12 protein-coding genes are annotated in these 19,748 nt (G+C 69.9%); 4 read left to right on the top strand and 8 right to left on the bottom strand.

Going from position 1 to position 19,748, the window contains the following annotated elements:
* Positions 1 to 152 precede the first annotated feature (152 nt).
* From ACFYM0_RS18015 to ACFYM0_RS18005, 3 genes are all read left to right on the top strand, one after another.
* The gene (locus ACFYM0_RS18015; RefSeq protein WP_388502236.1) at positions 153 to 869 is read left to right on the top strand and encodes a ferritin-like domain-containing protein; all 717 of its coding nucleotides are present in this window, start codon (positions 153 to 155) and stop codon (positions 867 to 869) included.
* A gap of 173 nt (positions 870 to 1,042) precedes the next feature.
* Entirely contained in the window at positions 1,043 to 2,269 is a 1,227-nt protein-coding gene (locus ACFYM0_RS18010) for a thiolase family protein (protein WP_388502233.1), read from the top strand.
* Positions 2,266 to 4,407 (top strand): 3-hydroxyacyl-CoA dehydrogenase NAD-binding domain-containing protein, encoded by a 2,142-nt coding sequence (locus tag ACFYM0_RS18005; RefSeq protein WP_388502232.1) that lies wholly within the window; start codon positions 2,266 to 2,268, stop codon positions 4,405 to 4,407. The genes ACFYM0_RS18010 and ACFYM0_RS18005 overlap by 4 nt, the downstream gene beginning before the upstream one ends.
* 87 nt (positions 4,408 to 4,494) lie before the next feature.
* Here ACFYM0_RS18005 and ACFYM0_RS18000 read toward each other — a convergent pair whose 3' ends face one another.
* The 6 genes from ACFYM0_RS18000 to ACFYM0_RS17975 form a co-directional block, all read right to left on the bottom strand.
* On the bottom strand, positions 4,495 to 5,754 hold the full coding sequence (locus ACFYM0_RS18000) for a phosphodiester glycosidase family protein (protein ID WP_388502230.1): 1,260 nt from the start codon (positions 5,752 to 5,754) through the stop codon (positions 4,495 to 4,497).
* Positions 5,747 to 6,475, bottom strand: a complete 729-nt coding sequence (locus ACFYM0_RS17995; RefSeq protein WP_388502228.1) for a hypothetical protein — start codon at positions 6,473 to 6,475, stop codon at positions 5,747 to 5,749. The genes ACFYM0_RS18000 and ACFYM0_RS17995 overlap by 8 nt, the downstream gene beginning before the upstream one ends.
* Complete coding sequence (locus tag ACFYM0_RS17990) at positions 6,472 to 7,251, bottom strand: rhamnogalacturonan acetylesterase (RefSeq protein WP_388502225.1); 780 nt, start codon at positions 7,249 to 7,251, stop codon at positions 6,472 to 6,474. Before ACFYM0_RS17990 ends, ACFYM0_RS17995 begins: the two co-directional genes overlap by 4 nt.
* 21 nt (positions 7,252 to 7,272) lie before the next feature.
* On the bottom strand, positions 7,273 to 11,712 hold the full coding sequence (locus ACFYM0_RS17985; protein ID WP_388502223.1) for a glycosyltransferase: 4,440 nt from the start codon (positions 11,710 to 11,712) through the stop codon (positions 7,273 to 7,275).
* Positions 11,709 to 12,890 (bottom strand): CDP-alcohol phosphatidyltransferase family protein, encoded by a 1,182-nt coding sequence (locus tag ACFYM0_RS17980; protein ID WP_388502221.1) that lies wholly within the window; start codon positions 12,888 to 12,890, stop codon positions 11,709 to 11,711. Before ACFYM0_RS17980 ends, ACFYM0_RS17985 begins: the two co-directional genes overlap by 4 nt.
* Before the next feature lie 217 nt (positions 12,891 to 13,107).
* Positions 13,108 to 14,610, bottom strand: a complete 1,503-nt coding sequence (locus ACFYM0_RS17975) for a hypothetical protein (protein ID WP_388502219.1) — start codon at positions 14,608 to 14,610, stop codon at positions 13,108 to 13,110.
* 260 nt (positions 14,611 to 14,870) lie between these two features.
* Here ACFYM0_RS17975 and ACFYM0_RS17970 point away from each other — a divergent pair, with 260 nt between their 5' ends.
* Positions 14,871 to 15,947, top strand: coding sequence for an LCP family protein (locus tag ACFYM0_RS17970; protein ID WP_388502217.1), 1,077 nt, complete (start codon positions 14,871 to 14,873; stop codon positions 15,945 to 15,947).
* Between the two features lie 83 nt (positions 15,948 to 16,030).
* Here the strand turns inward: ACFYM0_RS17970 and ACFYM0_RS17965 are convergent, their stop codons facing one another.
* On the bottom strand, positions 16,031 to 17,545 hold the full coding sequence (locus ACFYM0_RS17965) for an amino acid permease (RefSeq protein WP_388502215.1): 1,515 nt from the start codon (positions 17,543 to 17,545) through the stop codon (positions 16,031 to 16,033).
* A gap of 145 nt (positions 17,546 to 17,690) precedes the next feature.
* Positions 17,691 to 19,607: a 1-deoxy-D-xylulose-5-phosphate synthase gene (dxs, locus tag ACFYM0_RS17960; protein WP_388502212.1), complete on the bottom strand. Its 1,917-nt coding sequence runs from the start codon at positions 19,605 to 19,607 to the stop codon at positions 17,691 to 17,693.
* Positions 19,608 to 19,748: the final 141 nt, after the last annotated feature.

Below are 19,748 nucleotides of genomic sequence, written 5' to 3'. Positions count from 1 at the left end.
CAGGGGGAAGCCCCCGGCCTTCCGGCCGGGGGCTTCCCCCTTTCCCGTTCGTGTCCCGGTTCCGCTACAGCCGGACCGGACGTCTTTTGAACACGCTCAAAGCCGCCTAGCTTTTGAACGTGATCAAACATGGGCGGGGATACGAGGCGTGGGTGAGCGACTTCGAGACCGAACGGGAGCGGCGGGCCGAGCGGGGGGATCCGGAGTGGAACCGGGCCGCCACGCTCCCCCCGGAGCTGGTGCGCAGCCTGCAGCGGTTCCAGGTCGGTGAGGACGGGGACGGCTCCGCGCTGATCGGCAAGGCCGACCGGGCCGGCGATCCGGTGTACGCACGGGCCGTACGCCTCTTCGTTGCGGAGGAGCAGAACCACGCGCGGATGCTGGCCCTGCTCCTGGAGGCGGGGGGTGCGAGGACCCTGGACGCCCACTGGAGCGACACGGCCTTCGTACGGCTGCGCAGACTGCTGGGGCTGCGGGTGGAACTGCTGGTGCTGATGGTGGCGGAGGTCGTGGCCCTGCGGTACTACCGGGCCGTGCGGGACGGGGCCGCCGATCCGCTGGCCTCGGAGGTCGCGCGGCTGATCCTCGCCGACGAGGAGCGCCACGTCCCCTTCCACTGCCTGCGCCTGCGCGAGGCCCTGGCGCCGCTGCCCGCCCCCGTCCGCCGGTCGGCGGTCTCGGCCTGGCGGGCCGTGCTCGCCGCCGCGGCCGTGGTGGTCGCCGCGGACCACGGACCGGCCCTGCGCACCCTGGACGTCAGCCGCCGCGCCTTCGTGGCGGACACCGTCCGGTCCTCGGCCGCCATGGCCGCGGACATCGCCGGCATCTCGCGAGAGGCGTCGGCGGCCGCGCTCGGGGCGCCGTCATGATCACGTGGGCGACGGGGCTGCGGAGCGGGGCTGCGGAGTGTGACCTTCGCCGCTCCTCCCGCGAGGGCTGTGCATGCCGGTTACCGGCAAGTAGCATGGAGAGGTGAGCGGGCGCTCAGTAATGGGCACGCCCCCGCGCAGCAGTGCACACCCGCACCTGGAGGAGAGCCAACGTGCCTCGTACCGTCAGGGACGTCGTCTTCGTCGACGGCGTCCGCACCCCGTTCGGCAAGGCGGGCCCGAAGGGCATCTACAACGAGACCCGCGCCGACGATCTCGTCGTCAAGGCGATCCGGGAGCTGCTGCGCCGCAACCCGGACCTGGACCCCGCGAAGATCGACGAGGTCGCCATCGCCGCGACCACGCAGATCGGCGACCAGGGCCTGACGCTGGGCCGCACGGCCGGCATTCTCGCGGGCCTCCCGCAGTCCGTCCCGGGCTACTCGATCGACCGCATGTGCGCCGGCGCGCTCACGGCCGTGACCGCCGTCGCGGGCGGCGTGGCCTTCGGTGCGTACGACGTCGCCCTCGCCGGCGGTGTCGAGCACATGGGACGCCACCCCATGGGCGAGGGCGTGGACCCGAACCCGCGCTTCGTCTCCGAGAAGCTGGTCGACGAGTCCGCCCTGTTCATGGGCATGACCGCCGAGAACCTGCACGACCGGTACCCGACGATCACCAAGCTCCGCGCCGACGAGTACGCCGTGCGCTCGCAGGAGAAGGCCGCCAAGGCGTACGCCGACGGCAAGATCCAGCAGGACCTGGTGCCGATCTCGGTGCGCAACAACAACGAGGCGGCCGGTGAGACGGGCTGGGGCCTGGTCACCGCCGACGAGCCGATGCGTCCGGGGACCACCCTGGAGAACCTGGCGGGCCTCAAGACCCCGTTCCGGGTCCACGGCAACGTCACCGCGGGCAACGCCGCCGGTCTCAACGACGGTGCCACGGCCGCGATCATCGCGTCCGAGGACTTCGCCCGCGAGAACAACCTCCCGGTCAAGATGCGCCTGGTCTCGTACTCCTTCGCGGGTGTCGAGCCGGAGGTCATGGGCTACGGCCCGATCCCGGCCACCGAGAAGGCGCTGGCGCAGGCCGGTCTGACGATCGATGACATCGGGCTCTTCGAGGTCAACGAGGCCTTCGCGGTCCAGGTCCTCGCGTTCCTGGAGCACTACGGCATCGCCGACGACGACGCCCGCGTCAACCAGTACGGCGGGGCCATCGCCTTCGGTCACCCGCTCGCCTCCTCCGGCGTCCGCCTGATGACCCAGCTGGCCCGCCAGTTCGAGGAGCAGCCGCACGTCCGCTACGGCCTGACCACCATGTGCGTCGGCTTCGGCATGGGCGCCACGGTCGTCTGGGAGAACCCGAACTTCACCGCCGAGGGAGACAGCAAGTGAGCACCACCACCACTGAGCTCCTGAAGGGCGCGGCCGAGCTGTTCCCGGACGAGGTCGTCACGCGCGCGCTCGTACGCCACCTGGACCTGCCCTTCGGCGCCGGGCGCTTCGCGCTCGTCACGCTGGACAACGGCCTGGACCACACCAAGCCGACCACCTTCGGCCCGCAGTCCCTCGCCAACCTGAACGCGGCGATCGACCAGGTCGAGCAGGAGGCCCTCGCGGGCTCCATCGTCGGTGCGGGCCTGACCGGCAAGCCGTTCATCTTCGCGGTCGGCGCCGACCTCAAGGGCGTCGAGCTGCTGAAGAAGCACGACGAGGCGCTCGCCATCGGCAAGGGCGGCCACGACGTCTTCAAGCGCCTCGCTGCGCTGGCCGTCCCCACCTTCGCGTACTACAACGGCGCGGCGATGGGCGGCGGTGTCGAGGTCGGTCTGCACTGCACCTACCGCACCGTCTCCAAGGCCATCCCGGCCTTCTCGCTGCCCGAGGTCTTCCTCGGCCTGGTTCCCGGCTGGGGCGGCTGCGCCCTGCTGCCGAACCTGATCGGCGCGGACCGCGCGGTCTCGGTCATCATCGAGAACTCGCTGAACCAGAACCGCCAGCTCAAGGGCAAGCAGGTCTTCGAGCTCGGCATCGCGGACGCGCTGTTCGACGGCGCGGACTTCCTGGAGCAGTCGCTCCTGTGGACCGCGAACGTGCTGAACGGCACGACCGAGGTCGTCCGTGACGAGATCGACCGCGGCGAGGCCTGGGACGCGGCGGTCGCCCGCGGCCGCTTCATCGCCGACTCCAAGGTGCACGGCGCGGCCCCGGCCGCCTACCGCGCGCTGGAGATCATCGAGGCGGCCAAGGACGGCGACCTGCAGAAGGGCTTCGACGCCGAGGACGCGGCCCTGGCCGACCTCATCATGGGCGGCGAACTGCGCTCCGGCATCTACGCCTTCAACCTGGTCCAGAAGCGCGCCAAGCGCCCGGCCGGCGCCCCGGACAAGAACCTGGCCCGCCAGGTCACCAAGGTCGGCGTCGTCGGCGCGGGCCTGATGGCCTCGCAGCTGGCGCTGCTGTTCCTGCGCCGCCTGGAGGTGCCGGTGGTCCTCACCGACATCGACCAGGAGCGCGTGGACAAGGGCGTGGGCTACGTCCACGCCGAGATCGAGAAGCTGCTGGGCAAGGGCCGCATCAACCAGGACAAGGCCAACCGCCTGACCGCCCTGGTGACGGGCGTCCTGGACAAGGCCGAGGGCTTCGCGGACGCGGACTTCATCATCGAGGCCGTGTTCGAGGAGATGTCCGTCAAGCAGAAGGTGTTCGCGGAGGTCGAGGCGGTCGCCCCGGCGCACGCGATCCTCGCCACCAACACCTCCTCGCTGTCGGTCTCCGAGATGGCCTCGAAGCTCCAGCACCCGGAGCGCGTGGTCGGCTTCCACTTCTTCAACCCGGTCGCGATCCTCCCGCTGCTGGAGATCGTCCGCGGTGAGCAGACCGACGACGCCTCGCTGGCCACGGCCTTCGGTGTCGCGCGGAAGCTGAAGAAGACCGCGGTCCTCACCAAGGACGCCCCGGCGTTCGTCGTGAACCGCATCCTGACCCGCTTCATGGGCGAGATCCAGAACGTCATCGACGAGGGCACCCCGGTGGTCACCGCCGAGAAGGCCATCGAGCCGCTCGGCCTGCCGATGTCCCCGCTGGTGCTGCTGGAGCTCGTGGGCCCGGCGATCGGCCTGCACGTCTCCGAGACCCTGAACCGCGCCTTCCCGGAGCGCTTCACGGTCTCCCCGAACCTGGCCGCGGTCGTGAAGGCCGGCAAGCGCGGGTTCTACACGTACTCCGCCGAGAACGACTTCAAGCCGGAGCTGGACCCCGAGGTCGCAGCCCTCCTCGTGCAGGGCGATGTCGTCCTCACCGAGGAGCAGGTCCGCGACCGCGTCCTGGACGCGGTGGCGCAGGAGATCGGCCTGATGCTGGAGGAGGGTGTCGTGGCCGAGGCCCAGGACATCGACCTCTGCCTCATCACGGGCGCGGGCTGGCCCTTCCACCTGGGCGGCGTGACTCCGTACCTGGACCGTGAGGGCGTCTCCGAGCGGGTGAACGGCAAGAAGTTCCTGGCCCCGGGCCTGGCGAGCGTTCCGGTCTGATCCGGACCCTCATACGACGACGGCCGGCGCCGCACCGCCCCGAAGGGGGTGGTGCGGCGCCGGCCGTCGTAGGCGGGCCGGTCGTGCTCAGCGCGCGAAGAGGGCCAGCGCGTTGGCCACGGGCCGTTCGATGACCTTCCCCGGGGTCTCCCGGGGGTTGTTGCGCAGTTCCCCGCCCACGACCATGCTCGTGGACCCGCCGCCGTCGAGGCCGATGGCGTCCTGGGCGCCGAGCGAGGCGAGGAGTTCGGCGGCCTCGGCGAGCGTGGCTCCGGCGTCCACACCGGGATTGCGCCCGTCGACCGTGACCAGGAGGAGCGCGCCGTCCGCGGTGACGCCGGCCAGCGTGCGCGGGGCCTTCCGGGGGGCGGCCGCCGCGGCGCCGAGCGCGGACTCCCCGTCCTTCAGCAGCCGGTAGCGGCCGCCCACCGCGGTGTCGACCTGACCCTCCACGGGCAGTCCGACCATGTCGTTCATATGGACGGACCGCTTGATCCGGCCGCCCTTGCGGGCGTGGGACTGCAGCCAGTCCGCACGGTCACCCGTCGCGTAGAGCGTGCTGCCGTTGGCGGGGAGGCGTCCTCCGGCGGGCTTTCGGACGTCCACCACCCGCCCGTCGGCGTCGAGTACCGCTTCCATGCTGCCCGGGGGGCCGGGCGGAGTGCGCTCGCCCCACTCCGCCGTGAAGGCCACGAGCTCGTCGCCGTCCGTGCACAGACCGCCGTACGGCTCCTCCATCGGCTCTTCCGTGACGGCCTCGCGGTCGCCGCCCACGCCTCCGCAGCCGAGGACGCGGCCCGGGACGCGGTTGATGCCGTCCAGTTCCCCGCGCGATCCGTCGTCGGAGATCACCTGGCCCTCGGTGGTGACCTCGTCGATGCGGGCGTCGAGGCGGCCGTCCCGGGTGCCGAGCAGCAGGGTGGTCCGGCCGTTCGTCGCCTCGCTGAGCAGCCGTCCGCCTTCGGTGTAGAGGCCCAGCGGGTCCCCGTCGTAACCGCCGTAGTTCTTGCCGGTGCTGATGTCGAAGTAGGAGGCGTTGACTGCGGCCAGCGCCCCGGCGGCCGCGGCCATCTCCCGTACCGTCTCGGCGTGGGCGAGGGACTTCCCGTGGACGGCCCCGACCCGGACCTTGGCGTCGGGCCGGATCGCCAGCATCTGTACGTGGGATTCCGCGCGGCCGTCGAGTTTGCGGACGAACTCCTTGTAGGTGACCCCCTCGGGCAGCGCGCCGTCCGGTACCGGCGCCCGGGAGGGGAACCCGGAGTCCGGGAACTCCGACCCGCTCGAACATCCCGCCAGGGCCAGGGCCATGACCAGGGCGGCCGCCATGCGGGCGTGCCTAGCCATGGAAGGCACTCAGCGCCCCCGGTGACATGCCCAGGTCGCCTATGCGGATGGTGACGTGCGAGCGGACGGAGTGCCCGGCCGCGTCCTCGTAGGTGCAGGTGAAGAAGTCGTAGCCCTGGTAGGCGGCGGGGGCCTGGTAGACGACCGTGCCGTCGGGGGCGCAGTGCAGCATGCCCTGCCGGGGGATGCCGACGCCGGTGCGGCGCAGACCGCGCTCGGCGTCCGGGGGCAGGGTGACCTGCGCGCCGGGGGGCAGGTGCAGGGCCCGGCCGGGGACGCTGTGGCGGCGGATCCAGAACCCCTGGTCCTCGATGCCCGAGCTGGGGATGAGCTTGTCGCCCTGGGCGGGCATCAGGCCGACCACCACGCGCGGGAGAGTGATGGCGCCGTCGGGGGCGTCCGCCTTCACCTTCACGGTGCAGGTGTGGGTGGCGGCCTCGGTGCCGGAGGCGTAGCCCATGTAGCGGCCGTTCTTCAGCAGCCGCAGGCCCTGGAGGTCGCCCATGACCACCGCGTCGCCCAGGGTGTCGCCGAGGACGTAGCCGTACGTGCGGTACGCGCCGCCGCTGGGGGTGATGGTCATCGCCAGGGTGAACTCCTGGCCGGGAACCAGGGGCCGGCTGGGGTCGGCCGAGGACGCCAGGTCGAGCACTCCGCTGTCGGCGCCCTGGGTGATCCAGGCGCGCACCACGGGGAACCAGGCGGTCACTTCGCTGCTCATGCCGTCGCTCCCACTATTGCCGCGCCGACCCGCTCCTTGGTGAGCCGGTCGAATTCGACGTCGTCCAGGAACTGCACGGCCTGGTTCGCGTCGAACTGGTTCTCGATGTTGCGGAAGAAGGAGGCGGGCAGCAGCTCGCGCGAGCGCAGCTCACCGGCGACGAACCGCGCGCACTCCACGGCGCCGACCGGCCGCATGTGCGAGTTGTCCCCCACCCCGTCGGGGTAGTTGGGGTGCTCACCTGGTTCGAGGTACAGGAAGACCTGCTTGCAGCCCTGCGGGCCGAGCTGCCGCCACCAGGCGACGCTCCACTCGTTGAGGTCGATCAGGGGCGCGGACATCTGCGCCGCCACCTCGCGCTTGGCGGCCGGGTAGAGCTTCAGCGGCCGGCGGAAGTTGCCGAACCGGTCGAAGACCGCCCGCTCGTGGCTGGGGACGAGTACGGGGTGGGCGCCGCGCAGCCGGGTCTCGATGACGTAGCGCCGCAGGTTCCCCTGGTAGTCGTCGAAGGGCTCGGTGTGCAGGCCCGCGCCGGGCTTCATGTCGTTGGGCCCGAAGGAGATCAGGTGCAGGTCGCCGGGACGGATGTTTTCCAAGATCCATCCGAGCCTGCCGCGCTCCATGAAGCTCTTGGTGCTGGCCCCGGCCCGGGCACAGTTGATCACGTCCACGCCCTGCATGAAGAGCGGCATCGCCTGCCCCCAGCCGGTCATGGGCGCCATGCTGCCCTGGCGGCTGCACACGCTCGATCCGCCGGACAGGAAGATTGCCGTCATGGTGCGTCCTTCATGTGTCTCTCAGAACTCCCCGAAGCCCCGTGCCCCGAGGTGCAGCTGCGCCCGCTGATCGCCGACGATGTTGGCGTCCATGGTGTCGATGACCTCGAAGGCCCGTTCGCAGTTGGACGTGTCGCGCAGAACGAAGAACGCCTCGGCGCGCTCCCTGTACTGCGGTTCCACCTCGAACTGCCGCTCGATGATGGCGATGATCTCGTGCACGGCGTGGTCGACCGTGCGGCAGGCCGGGCCGAAGCCGTCCCGCGCGAGGTCGAAGTAGCCCCGCTTGTAGTGCTTGCTGTAGAAGGACTCGTCGTCGAAGTTCGTGTAGACGATGGGCTTGCCCATGTACGCCACGTCGAAGAACACCGAGGAATAGTCCGTGACCAGCATCGAGCACTCGCGCATCGCGAGCTGCACGTCGCGGCCCGTCGTCGACACCGTGACCGACGGGTGGTCGATCTTGAAGTGGTTCAGGTACGGGCGGATCTCGTAGTGCGGCATGAACTCCAGCTCCACGCCGTAGTACTGGATCGCGCTCAGCAGCCGTTCGTTGCGCAGCAGTGCGGAGAAGAACCGGTAGTACTCGGACGCGGCGAAGGGGATCTCGGGCTTGGCCGCCCTGTTGTACGAGGGCGCCACGATGTCGCGGCGCCAGGTCGGCATGACCAGGATCCGCCGCGGCCCGTTGACCGGCTCCAGGGCGTCGAAGCGGGGCAGACCAGTCGCCGCGACGCGCGCGTAGCCGTAGCCGCAGTGCTCGGCGTAGTACGACCGCTCGCTGCGCCCCGTGGTGAGCACCATGTCGACGTTGGTGGCCTGGCCGTGGATGGAGGCGACGACGTCGTTGTAGACGACTCCGTGCTGGAGGAAGACCCGCTTGTAGCGCAGCAGGTCTCCGTAGCCGCGCAGGAACGCCCGCTTGAGGAGGCCCGGGAAGCCCAGGTAGGCCTCCAGGTCGTAGGCGTTGATCAGCCGTTCCGCGTGGAGCAGGTAGGCGCGGTGCTTCCATGACAGCCGGTCGATGACCTGCCCGTACCGGGCCACCTTGTCCCAGTCGGGGGAATCGCCGTTGATCGAGTAGTAGACCTTGGTCTTGGGCCGGTTCTGCCGGATCCACTTGAACAGGTGGTAGCTGTTGTCCTGGGCGGTGTCCTCGCGCTCGCCGATGATCCAGATGCCCCGGTTGTGGAGATAGGGGTACGTGAACCAGTACATGAGGCGGGTGCGCCAGCCGGGGCGGCCCGGCAGCGAGTTGCGCAGCTCCCACTTGAACCGGCGCAGCTTGTCCTTGCACCGGGCCCCGAAGCCGCGTACCCAGCGGACGGTGACCTGCTCGTCGTCGTCGATGGACACGACGAAGCGCTGCCGGCCCTCGGTGTGCACGCCCTTGAAGCGGTGCAGCATCTGGCGGGCCGCCAGCGGGACGTCGTGGTGACGGTCCTCGTCGATGACCCGGATCACCATGTTCAGCTCGGTGTTGGCCAGCGAGTCGAGGGTGCCGGGGCGGGCCGTGGCGCGCCAGCCGGAGAACCAGTCCTGGTTCTTGCGGGTGCGCCAGCGGTCGCGGCGGTAGTGCTGCTCCACGGGGAGCGTCACCTCGCGCCGCCCGTCGGAGAGCACGAGCTGGAGCCGGTTGGTGTACCGGGCGTTGATGTCGACGCCGGACAGGACGAGGAGCCCCTCGAAGTGGATCTCGCCGTCGGTCCAGTCGAAGGTCTCCAGGACGGCGCTGGCCCGCGGAACGCGCAGCAGCGTGGTGCGCACCGGGTCGGACACCAGCCTGCGGTAGACGCCCTCTTCGTCGAGGAAGAGCGTGGGCAGGTACTCCGGCGCTCCCAGCGGGTCCACGAAGAGGTCGAGGTTGCCGGTGACGATGGCGTGGTGCTGGACCTTGGACTGCGGGTGGACGGCGTACTGGAGGATCACGTCGTCGGGGATCTGGCTGTAGACCGAACCCAGCAGGGGCAGGACCGAGGCGAGCTCGGGCCGGCTCATGATGCGGTGCATGTTGCGCACGTAGGGCTGGAGCGTACGGACGACGAAGCGCTGGGCCAGGACGACGGTCCGCGGCGGGGCTCCCTGGACCGAGGCCAGTACGTGCGCGGCGAGCCGGACCCGGTCCACCGTCTTGACGGGGTCGTTCCAGGGCGAGTCGAACAGCGAGTTCTGGTTCTGCTCGTCACGCTCGAAGAAGCGGGCGTCCTGCGCGATCGCCACGACCCGCGCGTACAGGACGGCCGGGACGGTGAACCAGTCGTCCTCCAGACCCGGGCCGGGACCGCCGCGGAAGCCGTGCTCCCGGATGTAGGAGGTCTTGAACAGCTTCCCGCCGAGCAGCGTGGAGAAGACGAGGTACGGCGCGTCGGCCAGCCGGCGGACGGTGTCCTTGGCCGTGAAGTACCGCTGCCACGGCTCGTCCTCGCTGCGCCAGGGGCCGGGGAAGTTGTCGGCCTGGCCGACGACGACATCGGCGCCCCTGACCCGGCGGGCGGCCCCGAGCAGCCTGCCGATGGCGTCCTGGCCGAGGATGTCCCGGGCGCGCGCGAACATCACGTAAGGGGCGACGGCGTACTGCAGCCCGTGGTCGAAGGCCGCGGCGGCGCCGAGGCTGTGCTGGGTGACGACGCCCGCGTTGGGGTAGTAGGCGGCGAAGGCCGCGAGCTGCCGTGCGGTGCTGTCGTTCGACCCGTCGTCGACGAACACCACCTGGGTGCGGGCGAAGCTGCGCTGGGCCACGAGCGAGGCGAGGAACTCGCGCAGGTGGTACTCGTCGTTGTGGCAGTGGACGACGAGCGTGGCGCCGTAGCTCTCGGGCTGTTCGACGGGCCCGGTCGGGTCGGCGTCCTGCCACCACAGCCACGGGGTGCCCCGGTCCGAGGTCTTGGCCCGCTGTTCCCCGGTCTCCGGGCGCAGGCCCAGGTTGCCGCTGACGGTCTCGTAGACCTCGAAGACGCCCGCGTCGCACGAGTGCCGCAGGCCGGCGACGTCGACACCGCTGATGTTCAGCGCGGTCGAGGCGCGCTCGCCGGCGTGCCGGATCTGGACGAAGAAGTTCCAGTTGCCCACCCGGTCGGTCTGGTCCAGGGTGGCCTTGAGGTCGATGGTGGTGTGGTACCGGATCCAGTCCTTGTCGATCTCCACACCGGAGACGGGGAAGTGGTGGTCGGCCTTGGTGCTGCGGCGGCGCAGCACGGCGATGAGCTCGACCTTGTCGTCGGCGCCGAACCGGCCGAACTGATTGCGGATCGCGCCGGAGATGTGCAGCTCGCCGTCGACCATCTCGATCGACGAGGCCTTGTTGTACATGCGCGAGTCGGCGAGCGTGTGGCCGGTCAGCTCCAGCTCGGTGACCTCGAGGAACTTCTCGGCATCGGGGTGGCCGAGCAGTGACCCGGACCAGAACACCCTGTCGTCGCGCTCCACGATGTCGGAGCTGATGACGCTGCGGCGCTTCATGTAGTCGGAGGCCGACACGGCGATGTCGACGCGTCCGTGCATCAGGCCGAAGGCGCGCACCCGCTCCATGGGGCCGCACAGTTCGAAGGTGCCGGGGTCGAGGCTGTGCAGGTACGGGGCGACGGCCGCGAGGAACCCGCTGTGGAAGGCGTGGTCGCCGGTGCGCAGCTCGGGCGTGTAGAGCCGCAGGTCATGCGAGAGGAACTTGGCACCCTTGCGGGCCAGCAGGTCCGGCCGGCCGACGCTGCGCAGGAAGCTGTCGGTGTACTGGTGCACCAGGACGCGGTCGCTGATGCTGCGCAGCTCGTGGCGGCGGTTGGTGATCGACGGCTGGTCGGACTCCCTCTCCCACATCCACCGGTAGACGGGGGTGGCGAGGATGGTGAAGGAGCGCGCGTAGAAGTTCGCGACCGTGGAGAAATAGGTGTCCTCGAAGAAGACGCCCTCGGGGAAACGGATCCCGTGGTTGTCGAGGAAGTCCCGGCGGTACAGCTTTCCGGCGGCGATCGGGTCGTCGATGAGTTCCGGCATGCCGCCCAGGCCCGCGACCGTCTGGTCGGCCGGGTACAGCTGGGGCTGCCAGACGGTGAGCTCGTCCGTGGCGTGGTTGATGCGCACGACACGGCCGGCGGTGATCTCCGAGCCCGTGACGAGCGCCGAGGACAGGAGCGTCTCGGCCGCCTTGAGCGGCAGCTCGTCGTCCGCGTCGAGGAACATCACGAACTGGCCGGAGGCCGCCTCGATGCCGTTGTTGCGGGGCGCGCCGCAACCGCCGCTGTTCTGCGGCCGCTCGATGACCCGGACGCGTCCGTCCTGGGCGGCGAACTGGTGGGCGAGGGCGAGGGTGCCGTCGGTGGAGCGGTCGTCGACGACGAGCACCTCGACGCTGCGGTGCGTCTGCGCCAGGGCCGACTGGAGGGCCCGCGCGAGCGTGGCGCTCGCGTTGAAGGCCGGTATGACGATGGTGACGCCGTAGTGCGATATGTCGACCGGGAGGCTCATCGAGAGTAGTGCTCCGGTTCGACGTAGCCGGGCCGCAGGGCCTGGGCCGGAATCTTGGAGAGCTGCATGGTGTCCGTCACGGCGCCCGTGTACTCGTCCGGGTAGGGACGGGGGTACGGCACGAAGCCCGGGTCCTCGTACGGCTCGGGGGCGGGGAAGCGCTGGGCGGCCTCCTCCACCTCGCTCAGGCCGTCCTCGCCGCGCCGGCGGTGGCGTCCGGCGTGCAGGTGCTCGGCGATGGAGCCGGCGCGCGTCGGGATGTTGCCGGGGTCGAGGCGTTCCATCGTGCGCGTGAAGTCCCGGGTGGAGAGCCAGAACTTGAACATGATGACGAGTTCGAAGCCGCCCATCAGCACGGCCGACACCGCCGTGGTCCACAGGATGTGGCCGATGACGGGGCCGACGATGAAGATGAACATCTGGAACTCGATGCCGCTGATGAGGTGCGGCCGGATACGGCTCTGCACCAGCGCGTGGCGCACCCGCGCGTACCAGGGGAACTTCTCGCGGAACTGCTCGTGCAGGTCGATGACCTCGGCCTGTTCGGCGTCCGTGCTCTGGCGCTTGAGCTCGTCCGCCTGGCCCAGGGGGTTCTCGCGCAGCAGGTCCTCGATGAAGACGACCTTGCGCTCCTCCTCCTCGACTCCCTGCTCCGCCTGGCGGGCGAGGGTGACGGCGGCGATCTTGGCGCGCATGGACATGCGCATCTTGTAGATCTGCAGGGCGTCGACGTAGCGGAGCATGTCGAGGAAGATCACGACGAGCGCCGCGAGCAGGTACACCTCTTCGTCGTGCTGGACGAACTGCCCGCCCATCAGGGTCAGCGCGCAGACCAGGACGCGGATGCGGTCGAAGACGTAGTCGAGCCAGCCGCCGAAGATGGTCCCGTTGCCCTTGAGGCGCGCGAGCTTGCCGTCGATGCAGTCGAGGATGAAGCTGAGGTGGTACAGGGCGGCGCCGATGCACAGCGAGACCCAGTCGCCCTGGAAGAAGAAGTACGCCGAGCCCAGGCCCACGAAGAGCGCGGCCCACGTCACCCGGTTCGGCGTGACGAAGTTCCATCGCGCCAGCACGCAGACCAGGCGGGTCGCTATCGGGTCGACCAGAAGGACCGTCCACCAGGCGTCCCGCTTTTTGCAGGTGAGCTTCTGGACGGCCTTCAGTGACAGCTTCGACATAACCCCTCAGTCATCGACACCGGCACGGGATGTACAGGCAGAACCTTCATCCTGTGATCACGTGTGACGGCATGTGGCGGTCAGTGACCCCAACCATTCACTTATGGTTCAGGTAAAGGGCGTTCTTTAGACTTTAGCAAGACGTGACAGACACGTTCCAGGCCAGAAGTTGACAGCCGTCCTCACCAAAGTGGTACACGGTCTGACGAAACGACCGCTATGGGACGCGCCACGGAGTGAACTCCAGGCCATCGGATCCCAGTTGCTGCCGGGCGACGCGCAGCCGTCCGTCCATTCCCACCGTGACGATCACCACACGGCCCTGGCTGTCGAAGGCCGCGGCGGGCGGGACGATCGAGCGCTCCCCCGAGGGCGACCACCACACGCCCGTGTCCGGCCGCCCGTCCGGGTGCGCGCCGATCGCCGGCACTCCCCCGTGGCCGGAGCGCACGAGCACCGTGCAGCCCCAGCCCTGGATGTCGGCGCCCGAGACTCCGGTGACCGGTCCGTCCCCGTCGGGTCCGCCGAGGCCTATCGGCGCGTGGGCGCCGGGCCACCAGACGCAGACCTCGTTCGTAGCCCCGTAGCGGAAGCGCACCATTCCGGCTTCCGGGGCGACCGAAAGGCTTCCGGCGCGCAGGCTCACCGGGATCCGGCGGTCCTCCTGCCACTCCGACGCCCCGCCCCGGTGGTACCAGTGCACGGCGGCACCGTCGTCCCGGGTCCGGGCCACCAGGTGCACGCTGCCGTCGGGCGACGCGAAGGCGGCCATCTCGTCGGCGACCTTCCGTCCGCGCAGTGCCTCCCAGCCGCTCAGGACCCCCTTCGGGGACTGCTTGCGCACGCTGACGCCGCGTCCGAAGTTGCGGACGAACACGTGCATGAAGCCATCGGCGGCGAAGGCGGCCACCGGGAACCCGATGGAGCGGGCCACCTGCCAGTTCGTGTGGGGGTTGCCGAGCGGGACCCACGGCCCGAGGGGCCGGCCCGTCTGGTACTGGGCGGCGCACACCACCTCGATGTCGGCGCCGCCCTCCTTGCGCTGGGTCCGGCTCAGGCCGATCAGGTACGCGTAGCCCTCGGGCCCCTGCACCACGGTCAGGCCCGGCATGAGGTCCGGGCCTTCCAGCAGCTCGGGCCCGCTCCACCCCTCGGCCTCGCTGCGGCCCTCGGTCCACCGGACGACACCGGCGGCCGTGGGCAGGTACGCGGACAGCCGGCCGTCCTTGCCGCTGACCAGCCACCGGGTCGGCAGCGGATACCGGGTGCCGGACTCGGGAGGCAGCCCGGGGTCCGTGCCGGCCGCGCGGCAGTCCACGAAGACGGGTACGCCGACGTCCCGCTGGTACCGGCGGGCCGCCCTCAGGGCGCTGCGCGTGACCTGACCGCGCGCCGCCGGCTCGGTGACGACGGGAAGCCTGCGCTCCTTGTCGAAGCCGACGTGCGTGGGATCCGGATCGAGGGTGCGCACCCGGACGGGCCCGGTCTCGTGGAGCACGTCGAGGATCTGCCCCGTGATGCTCCCCGCCCCGGCGTCGAGGACGAAGGGGTCTCCGGAGAACCGGCAGCCGCGCCGGCGGGCCTCGGCCACGGCCGCTTCCAGGGCGCGGTACTCGGCATCGCCGCCGCCGTCGAGGCAGACGATCTCGATCGCCGAGCCGTCGGGCTCCGAGGCGATCAGGGGGATGGCTTCACCGGGTGTGGCGACGACGATGGCCACCGGAGCGGCCCGGCCCGCCCCCGTACGAGGGGCCGCCGGCGACTGCTCACGGGGCGTGGCGCCGCGTCTCGCTCGGCGTCCGGTCGCTCGGACCATTGGCTCTGCCCCCCATTCCTCGCACGGCTGCGCTTATCCACTCCATACCAACCCCAAGACGATAGGCGCTCTCCCGTTCGAGTTGAAAATCTGCCTATAGTGCAGCGGCATCCGGCCCACCGCGCCGTCCGTCAGCCGACCGAGGCCCCGAGGATTCGAGCAGTATGACCCAACAGACCGCCACGCCCAGTCACCGGAACACCGGGCGGCGAGGAGTGCGTCCGCCCAGGTCACGCGGGCGCCGCGCGATGAAGATCGTCCTGGTGGTGGTGGTCCTGCTCCTGATCGGCGCCGCCGGCACGGGCTGGTGGGCGTACAACCACCTCAACGGGAACATCGACAGCGTCGACCTCGACCAGGCGATCGGTGTCGACAACCGGCCGGCGAAGGTCCCGGACAGCGGGCAGAACATCCTGGTGCTCGGCTCGGACTCGCGCGCCGGTGCCAACGGTGAGCTCGATCACGGCGACGTCAGCGGTTCCCGCTCGGACACCAACATGCTGGTGCACATACCCGAGGGCCGTAAGAAGGCCACCGCGATCAGCATCCCCCGCGACACCCTCGTGACCCGGCCCGATTGCAAGGACAAGAACGGCAAGACGATTGCCGGGGCGAATCGCATCATGATCAACAGCGTCATCGGAACCGGTGGCCCGGCCTGTGTCGTCAAGACCGTCGAGCAGATGTCCGGCGTCCGCGTCGACCATCTCGTGAAGGTGGAGTTCGCCGGGTTCAAGGAGCTCGTGGACGCGCTCGGCGGCGTTGACGTCACCCTCGACAAGCCCATCAAGGGCGGTCTGAACCTCGACGCGGGCACGCACCGGCTGAACGGCACCGACTCGCTCAAGTTCGTTCGCACCCGCCACGGTTACGGGGACGGCAGCGACCTCGGACGCATCGACCTGCAGCAGAAGTTCATGATCGCGATGCTGTCCGAGATCAAGAAGCAGGACGTCCTCAGCAGCCCGGCCCGCCTCTACAAGCTTGCCGACGCCGGTACCAAGGCGCTGACCACCGACGCCGAACTCGACTCCCTCAAGGGCCTGTCGGACTTCGCCCAGAGCATGAAGGGCGTGGACCCGGAGACCATGGAGACCATCATGCTCCCGGTCGCCTACGACAAGATCGACAAGAACCGCGTCGTCGCCGTGGAGCCGCAGTCCGGCCAGCTGTGGGAGGCCCTGCGCAACGACCGGCCGATCCCGGCCGCGGCCAAGAAGTCCCCCGCCACCGGCGGCTGACACACCCCGCTTGCGGCTCACGACGCCGACGAGCCCCGGCCCCCAAGGGCGCCGGGGCTCGTCGGCGTCGTGAGCCGACGCGTTCAACGGCCCTCGCGCGCCGGGTTCGGGGTCATGCCCTCGCCCCGGCCCAGCCGGCTGTGCTGCTTCCCGTAGAGGAAGTAGACGACGAAGCCGATGACCATCCAGATCCCGAAGCGCAGCCAGGTCTCGGCCGGCAGGTTCAGCATCAGCCAGACCGACGCGGCGATCGACACGATGGGCACGAACGGCACCCACGGGGTGCGGAAGGACCGGTGCAGGTCGGGCCGGGTGCGGCGCAGGACCATCACGCCGAGCGCGACGACGACGAAGGCGAAGAGCGTGCCGATGTTCACCAGGGTCGCCAGCTCGTTGATGCTGGTGAATCCGGCGACGATCGCGATGATCCCGCCGAGCAGGATCGTCGGCCGGTAGGGCGTACGGAACTTCGGGTGGGTCCGCGAGAAGAACCGCGGCAGCAGTCCGTCGCGGCTCATCGCGAAGAACACCCGGGTCTGGCCGAGCAGCAGGATCATGCAGACCGTGGTCAGGCCCACGGCGGCGCCGAAGCTGATGATGCCTCCGTAGACCGGATGGCCGGCGGATTTGAAGGCGTCGGCCAGCGGGGCGCTGACGGAGAGCTCCTTGTAGTTCTGCATGCCGGTCACCACGATCGAGACCGCCACGTAGAGCACGGTGCAGATGATCAGCGAGCCGAGGATGCCGCGCGGCATGTCCCGCTGCGGGAGCTTGGTCTCCTCGGCCGCGGTGGCCACCACGTCGAAGCCGATGAAGGCGAAGAAGACCACGGAGGCGGCGGTGAAGATGCCCATGACGCCGAAGTTGGTGGGCTCGTAGCCGAAGAGGAGCTGGACGAGCGGGGCGTCCAGTCCGGAGCCGCCCGTCTGGGGTTCGGCCGGCGGGATGAAGGGCGTGTAGTTGGACTTCGTGATGAAGAACGCGCCGGCGATGATCACGATGAGCACCACCGTGACCTTGATCGCGACGACCACCGCGGTGATCCGCGCGGACAGCTTCACCCCGATGACCAGGATCACGGTGAGGACCAGGACCAGGATGAAGGCGAGCAGGTCGAAGTGGCCGCCCGGAACGTCGGGTCCCTGGAGCGAGGCGGGCAGGTGGACTCCGGCGTTGTCCATGAGCGAGCGGACGTACCCGGACCAGCCGACGGCCACGACCGCGGTGCCGAGGGCGAACTCCAGCACGAGGTCCCAGCCGATGATCCAGGCGGGCAGCTCGCCGATCGAGGCGTACGAGAAGGTGTACGCGGATCCGGCCACCGGGACGGTCGAGGCGAACTCGGCGTAGCACAGGGCGGCGAGCGCACACACGACGCCGGCGGCGACGAACGCGAGGGCCGTGGAGGGTCCGGCGGTCTCCTTGGCGACCTTGCCCGTGAGGACGAAGATGCCGGTGCCGATGATCACGCCGACGCCGAAGACGGTCAGGTCCCAGGAGGAGAGCGACTTCTTGAGCGCGTGTTCCGGCTCTTCCGTGTCGAGGATCGACTGTTCGACTGATTTGGTACGGAAGGGACCGTTCAGGTTCCTACTCACCGACGCACCTCCGCAGGGCAGACCGCATCGAAACGAAACGGGCCGGAAGGCCCACCCTCCAAGGGTGAACCTCCCGGCCCGTGGCGTGCAACCGCAGATGATCAGTCGCAGGCCGCTCGCTGGTCGGACGGCGCGGGGGCCGTGCTCAGTCGACGGCGGCGGCCGGCTCGCTGTCGTAGCGCCCGTCCAGCTTGGCCACCAGGCCCGTGACCTGCCGCGCGATGTCCGGGGCGGTCAGACCGATCTCGGCCATGACCTCCTTGCGCGTGGCGTGGTCCAGGAACCGCTGCGGAATGCCGAAGTCACGCAGCGGTACGTCGACCCCCGCGTCCCTCAGCGCCTGCGCGACGGCGGAGCCCACACCGCCGGTACGGCTGTTGTCCTCGACGGTGACGACCACCCGGTGGCGGTCGGCGAGCGGGGCCAGGGCCTCGTCCACCGGCTTGACCCAGCGGGGGTCGACCACGGTCGTGGAGATCCCCTGCTTGTCGAGGAGGTCGGCGATCTCCAGGCACATCGGGGCGAGCGCGCCGACCGAGACGAGCAGTACGTCCGGCCGGGTGACCTCGTCGGCCGGACGGCGCAGCACGTCCATGCCGCCGATCCTGCCGACGGCCGGCACGGCCGGGCCCACGACGCCCTTGGAGAAGCGCACGACGGTCGGCGCGTCCTTCACCAGGACGGCCTCGTTCAGCTGCGCGCGCAGCTGCTCGGCGTCGCGCGGGGCCGCCAGGCGCAGGCCCGGGACCACCTGGAGGATGGACATGTCCCACATGCCGTTGTGGGAGGCGCCGTCGGTGCCGGTGACACCGGCACGGTCCAGGACGAAGGTGACCCCGCACTTGTGCAGGGCCACGTCCATCAGGACCTGGTCGAAGGCGCGGTTGAGGAAGGTCGCGTACACCGCGAAGACCGGGTGGGCGCCGCCGGAGGCCAGGCCCGCCGCCGAGGTGGCGCCGTGCTGTTCGGCGATGCCGACGTCGAAGATCCGGTCCGGGTAGGCGTCGGCGAACTTCTTCAGGCCCACGGGCTGGAGCATGGCCGCGGTGATGGCGACGATGTCCTTGCGCTCCCGGCCCAGCTTGACCATCTCGTCGGCAAAGACGGAGGTCCAGCTGGCGGCGTCGGTGGAGACCGGCAGGCCGGTGTCCGGGTGAATCACGCCGACCGCGTGGAAGCGGTCCGCCTCGTCCTGGACGGCCGGCTCGTAGCCCCGGCCCTTCTGGGTGAGGCAGTGCACGATGACCGGTCCGCTGAAGCGCTTGGCGCGCTGCAGGGCCGATTCCAGGGCCTCGATGTCGTGGCCGTCGATGGGCCCGATGTACTTCAGGCCCAGGTCCTCGAACATGCCCTGCGGGGCGATGAAGTCCTTGAGGCCCTTCTTGGCGCCGTGCAGGGTCTCGTAGAGGGGCTTCCCGACGACCGGGGTGCGCTCCAGGAGGTCCTTGCCGCGGGCCAGGAAGCGCTCGTAGCCGTCCGTGGTGCGCAGGGTGGCCAGGTGGTTCGCGAGGCCGCCGATGGTGGGGCCGTACGAGCGCTCGTTGTCGTTGACGACGATCACCAGGGGGCGGTCCTTGGCGGCGGCGATGTTGTTCAGCGCCTCCCAGGCCATGCCGCCGGTGAGGGCTCCGTCGCCGATGACCGCCGCGACGTGGTGGTCCTCCTTGCCGAGCACCTCATTGGCCTTCGCGAAGCCGTCGGCCCAGCCCAGCACGGTGGACGCGTGCGAGTTCTCGATCACGTCGTGGTCGGACTCGGCGCGGGAGGGGTAGCCCGACAGGCCGCCCTTCGTGCGCAGGCCGCCGAAGTCCTGGCGGCCGGTGAGCAGCTTGTGCACGTAGGCCTGGTGGCCGGTGTCGAAGAGGACCTTGTCCTTGGGCGAGTCGAACACCCTGTGCAGAGCGATCGTCAGCTCGACGACACCGAGGTTGGGGCCGAGGTGCCCGCCGGTCTTGGAGACGGCGTCGACGAGGAAGGTCCTGATCTCTGCGGCGAGCCGGTCGAGCTCCTCCTGGCTGAGCCGGTCCAGATCGCGCGGTCCCTTGATGCGGGTCAGCAGCACCCGTGCCTCCTTGCAGTCGCTTGCTGGTCTGCCGAGTCTAATGTTCGCCAGTTGGGCGTAAGTGAAGCGCGGTCCCGGTCAGGTCACACCTTTGTCATACCTGTACACATCAGCACGGAGCCACACCCCCCAAAAGGGTGT

It is taken from the genome of Streptomyces sp. NPDC006487, assembly GCF_042870555.1.
Classification (GTDB): Bacteria; Actinomycetota; Actinomycetes; order Streptomycetales; family Streptomycetaceae; genus Streptomyces.
The sequence above is the reverse complement of the archived record's forward strand: the minus strand, read 5'-3'. Positions and strand labels throughout refer to the sequence as shown.

What these genes read in the sequence shown, in the direction of transcription:
- ACFYM0_RS18000 (WP_388502230.1), bottom strand. Translation starts at nt 5,754, where the DNA reads ATGGCTAGGCACGCCCGCATGGCGGCCGCCCTGGTCATGGCCCTGGCC.
- ACFYM0_RS17995 (WP_388502228.1), bottom strand. Translation starts at nt 6,475, where the DNA reads ATGAGCAGCGAAGTGACCGCCTGGTTCCCCGTGGTGCGCGCCTGGATC.
- ACFYM0_RS17990 (WP_388502225.1), bottom strand. Translation starts at nt 7,251, where the DNA reads ATGACGGCAATCTTCCTGTCCGGCGGATCGAGCGTGTGCAGCCGCCAG.
- ACFYM0_RS17985 (WP_388502223.1), bottom strand. Translation starts at nt 11,712, where the DNA reads ATGAGCCTCCCGGTCGACATATCGCACTACGGCGTCACCATCGTCATA.
- ACFYM0_RS17980 (WP_388502221.1), bottom strand. Translation starts at nt 12,890, where the DNA reads ATGTCGAAGCTGTCACTGAAGGCCGTCCAGAAGCTCACCTGCAAAAAG.
- ACFYM0_RS17970 (WP_388502217.1), top strand. Translation starts at nt 14,871, where the DNA reads ATGACCCAACAGACCGCCACGCCCAGTCACCGGAACACCGGGCGGCGA.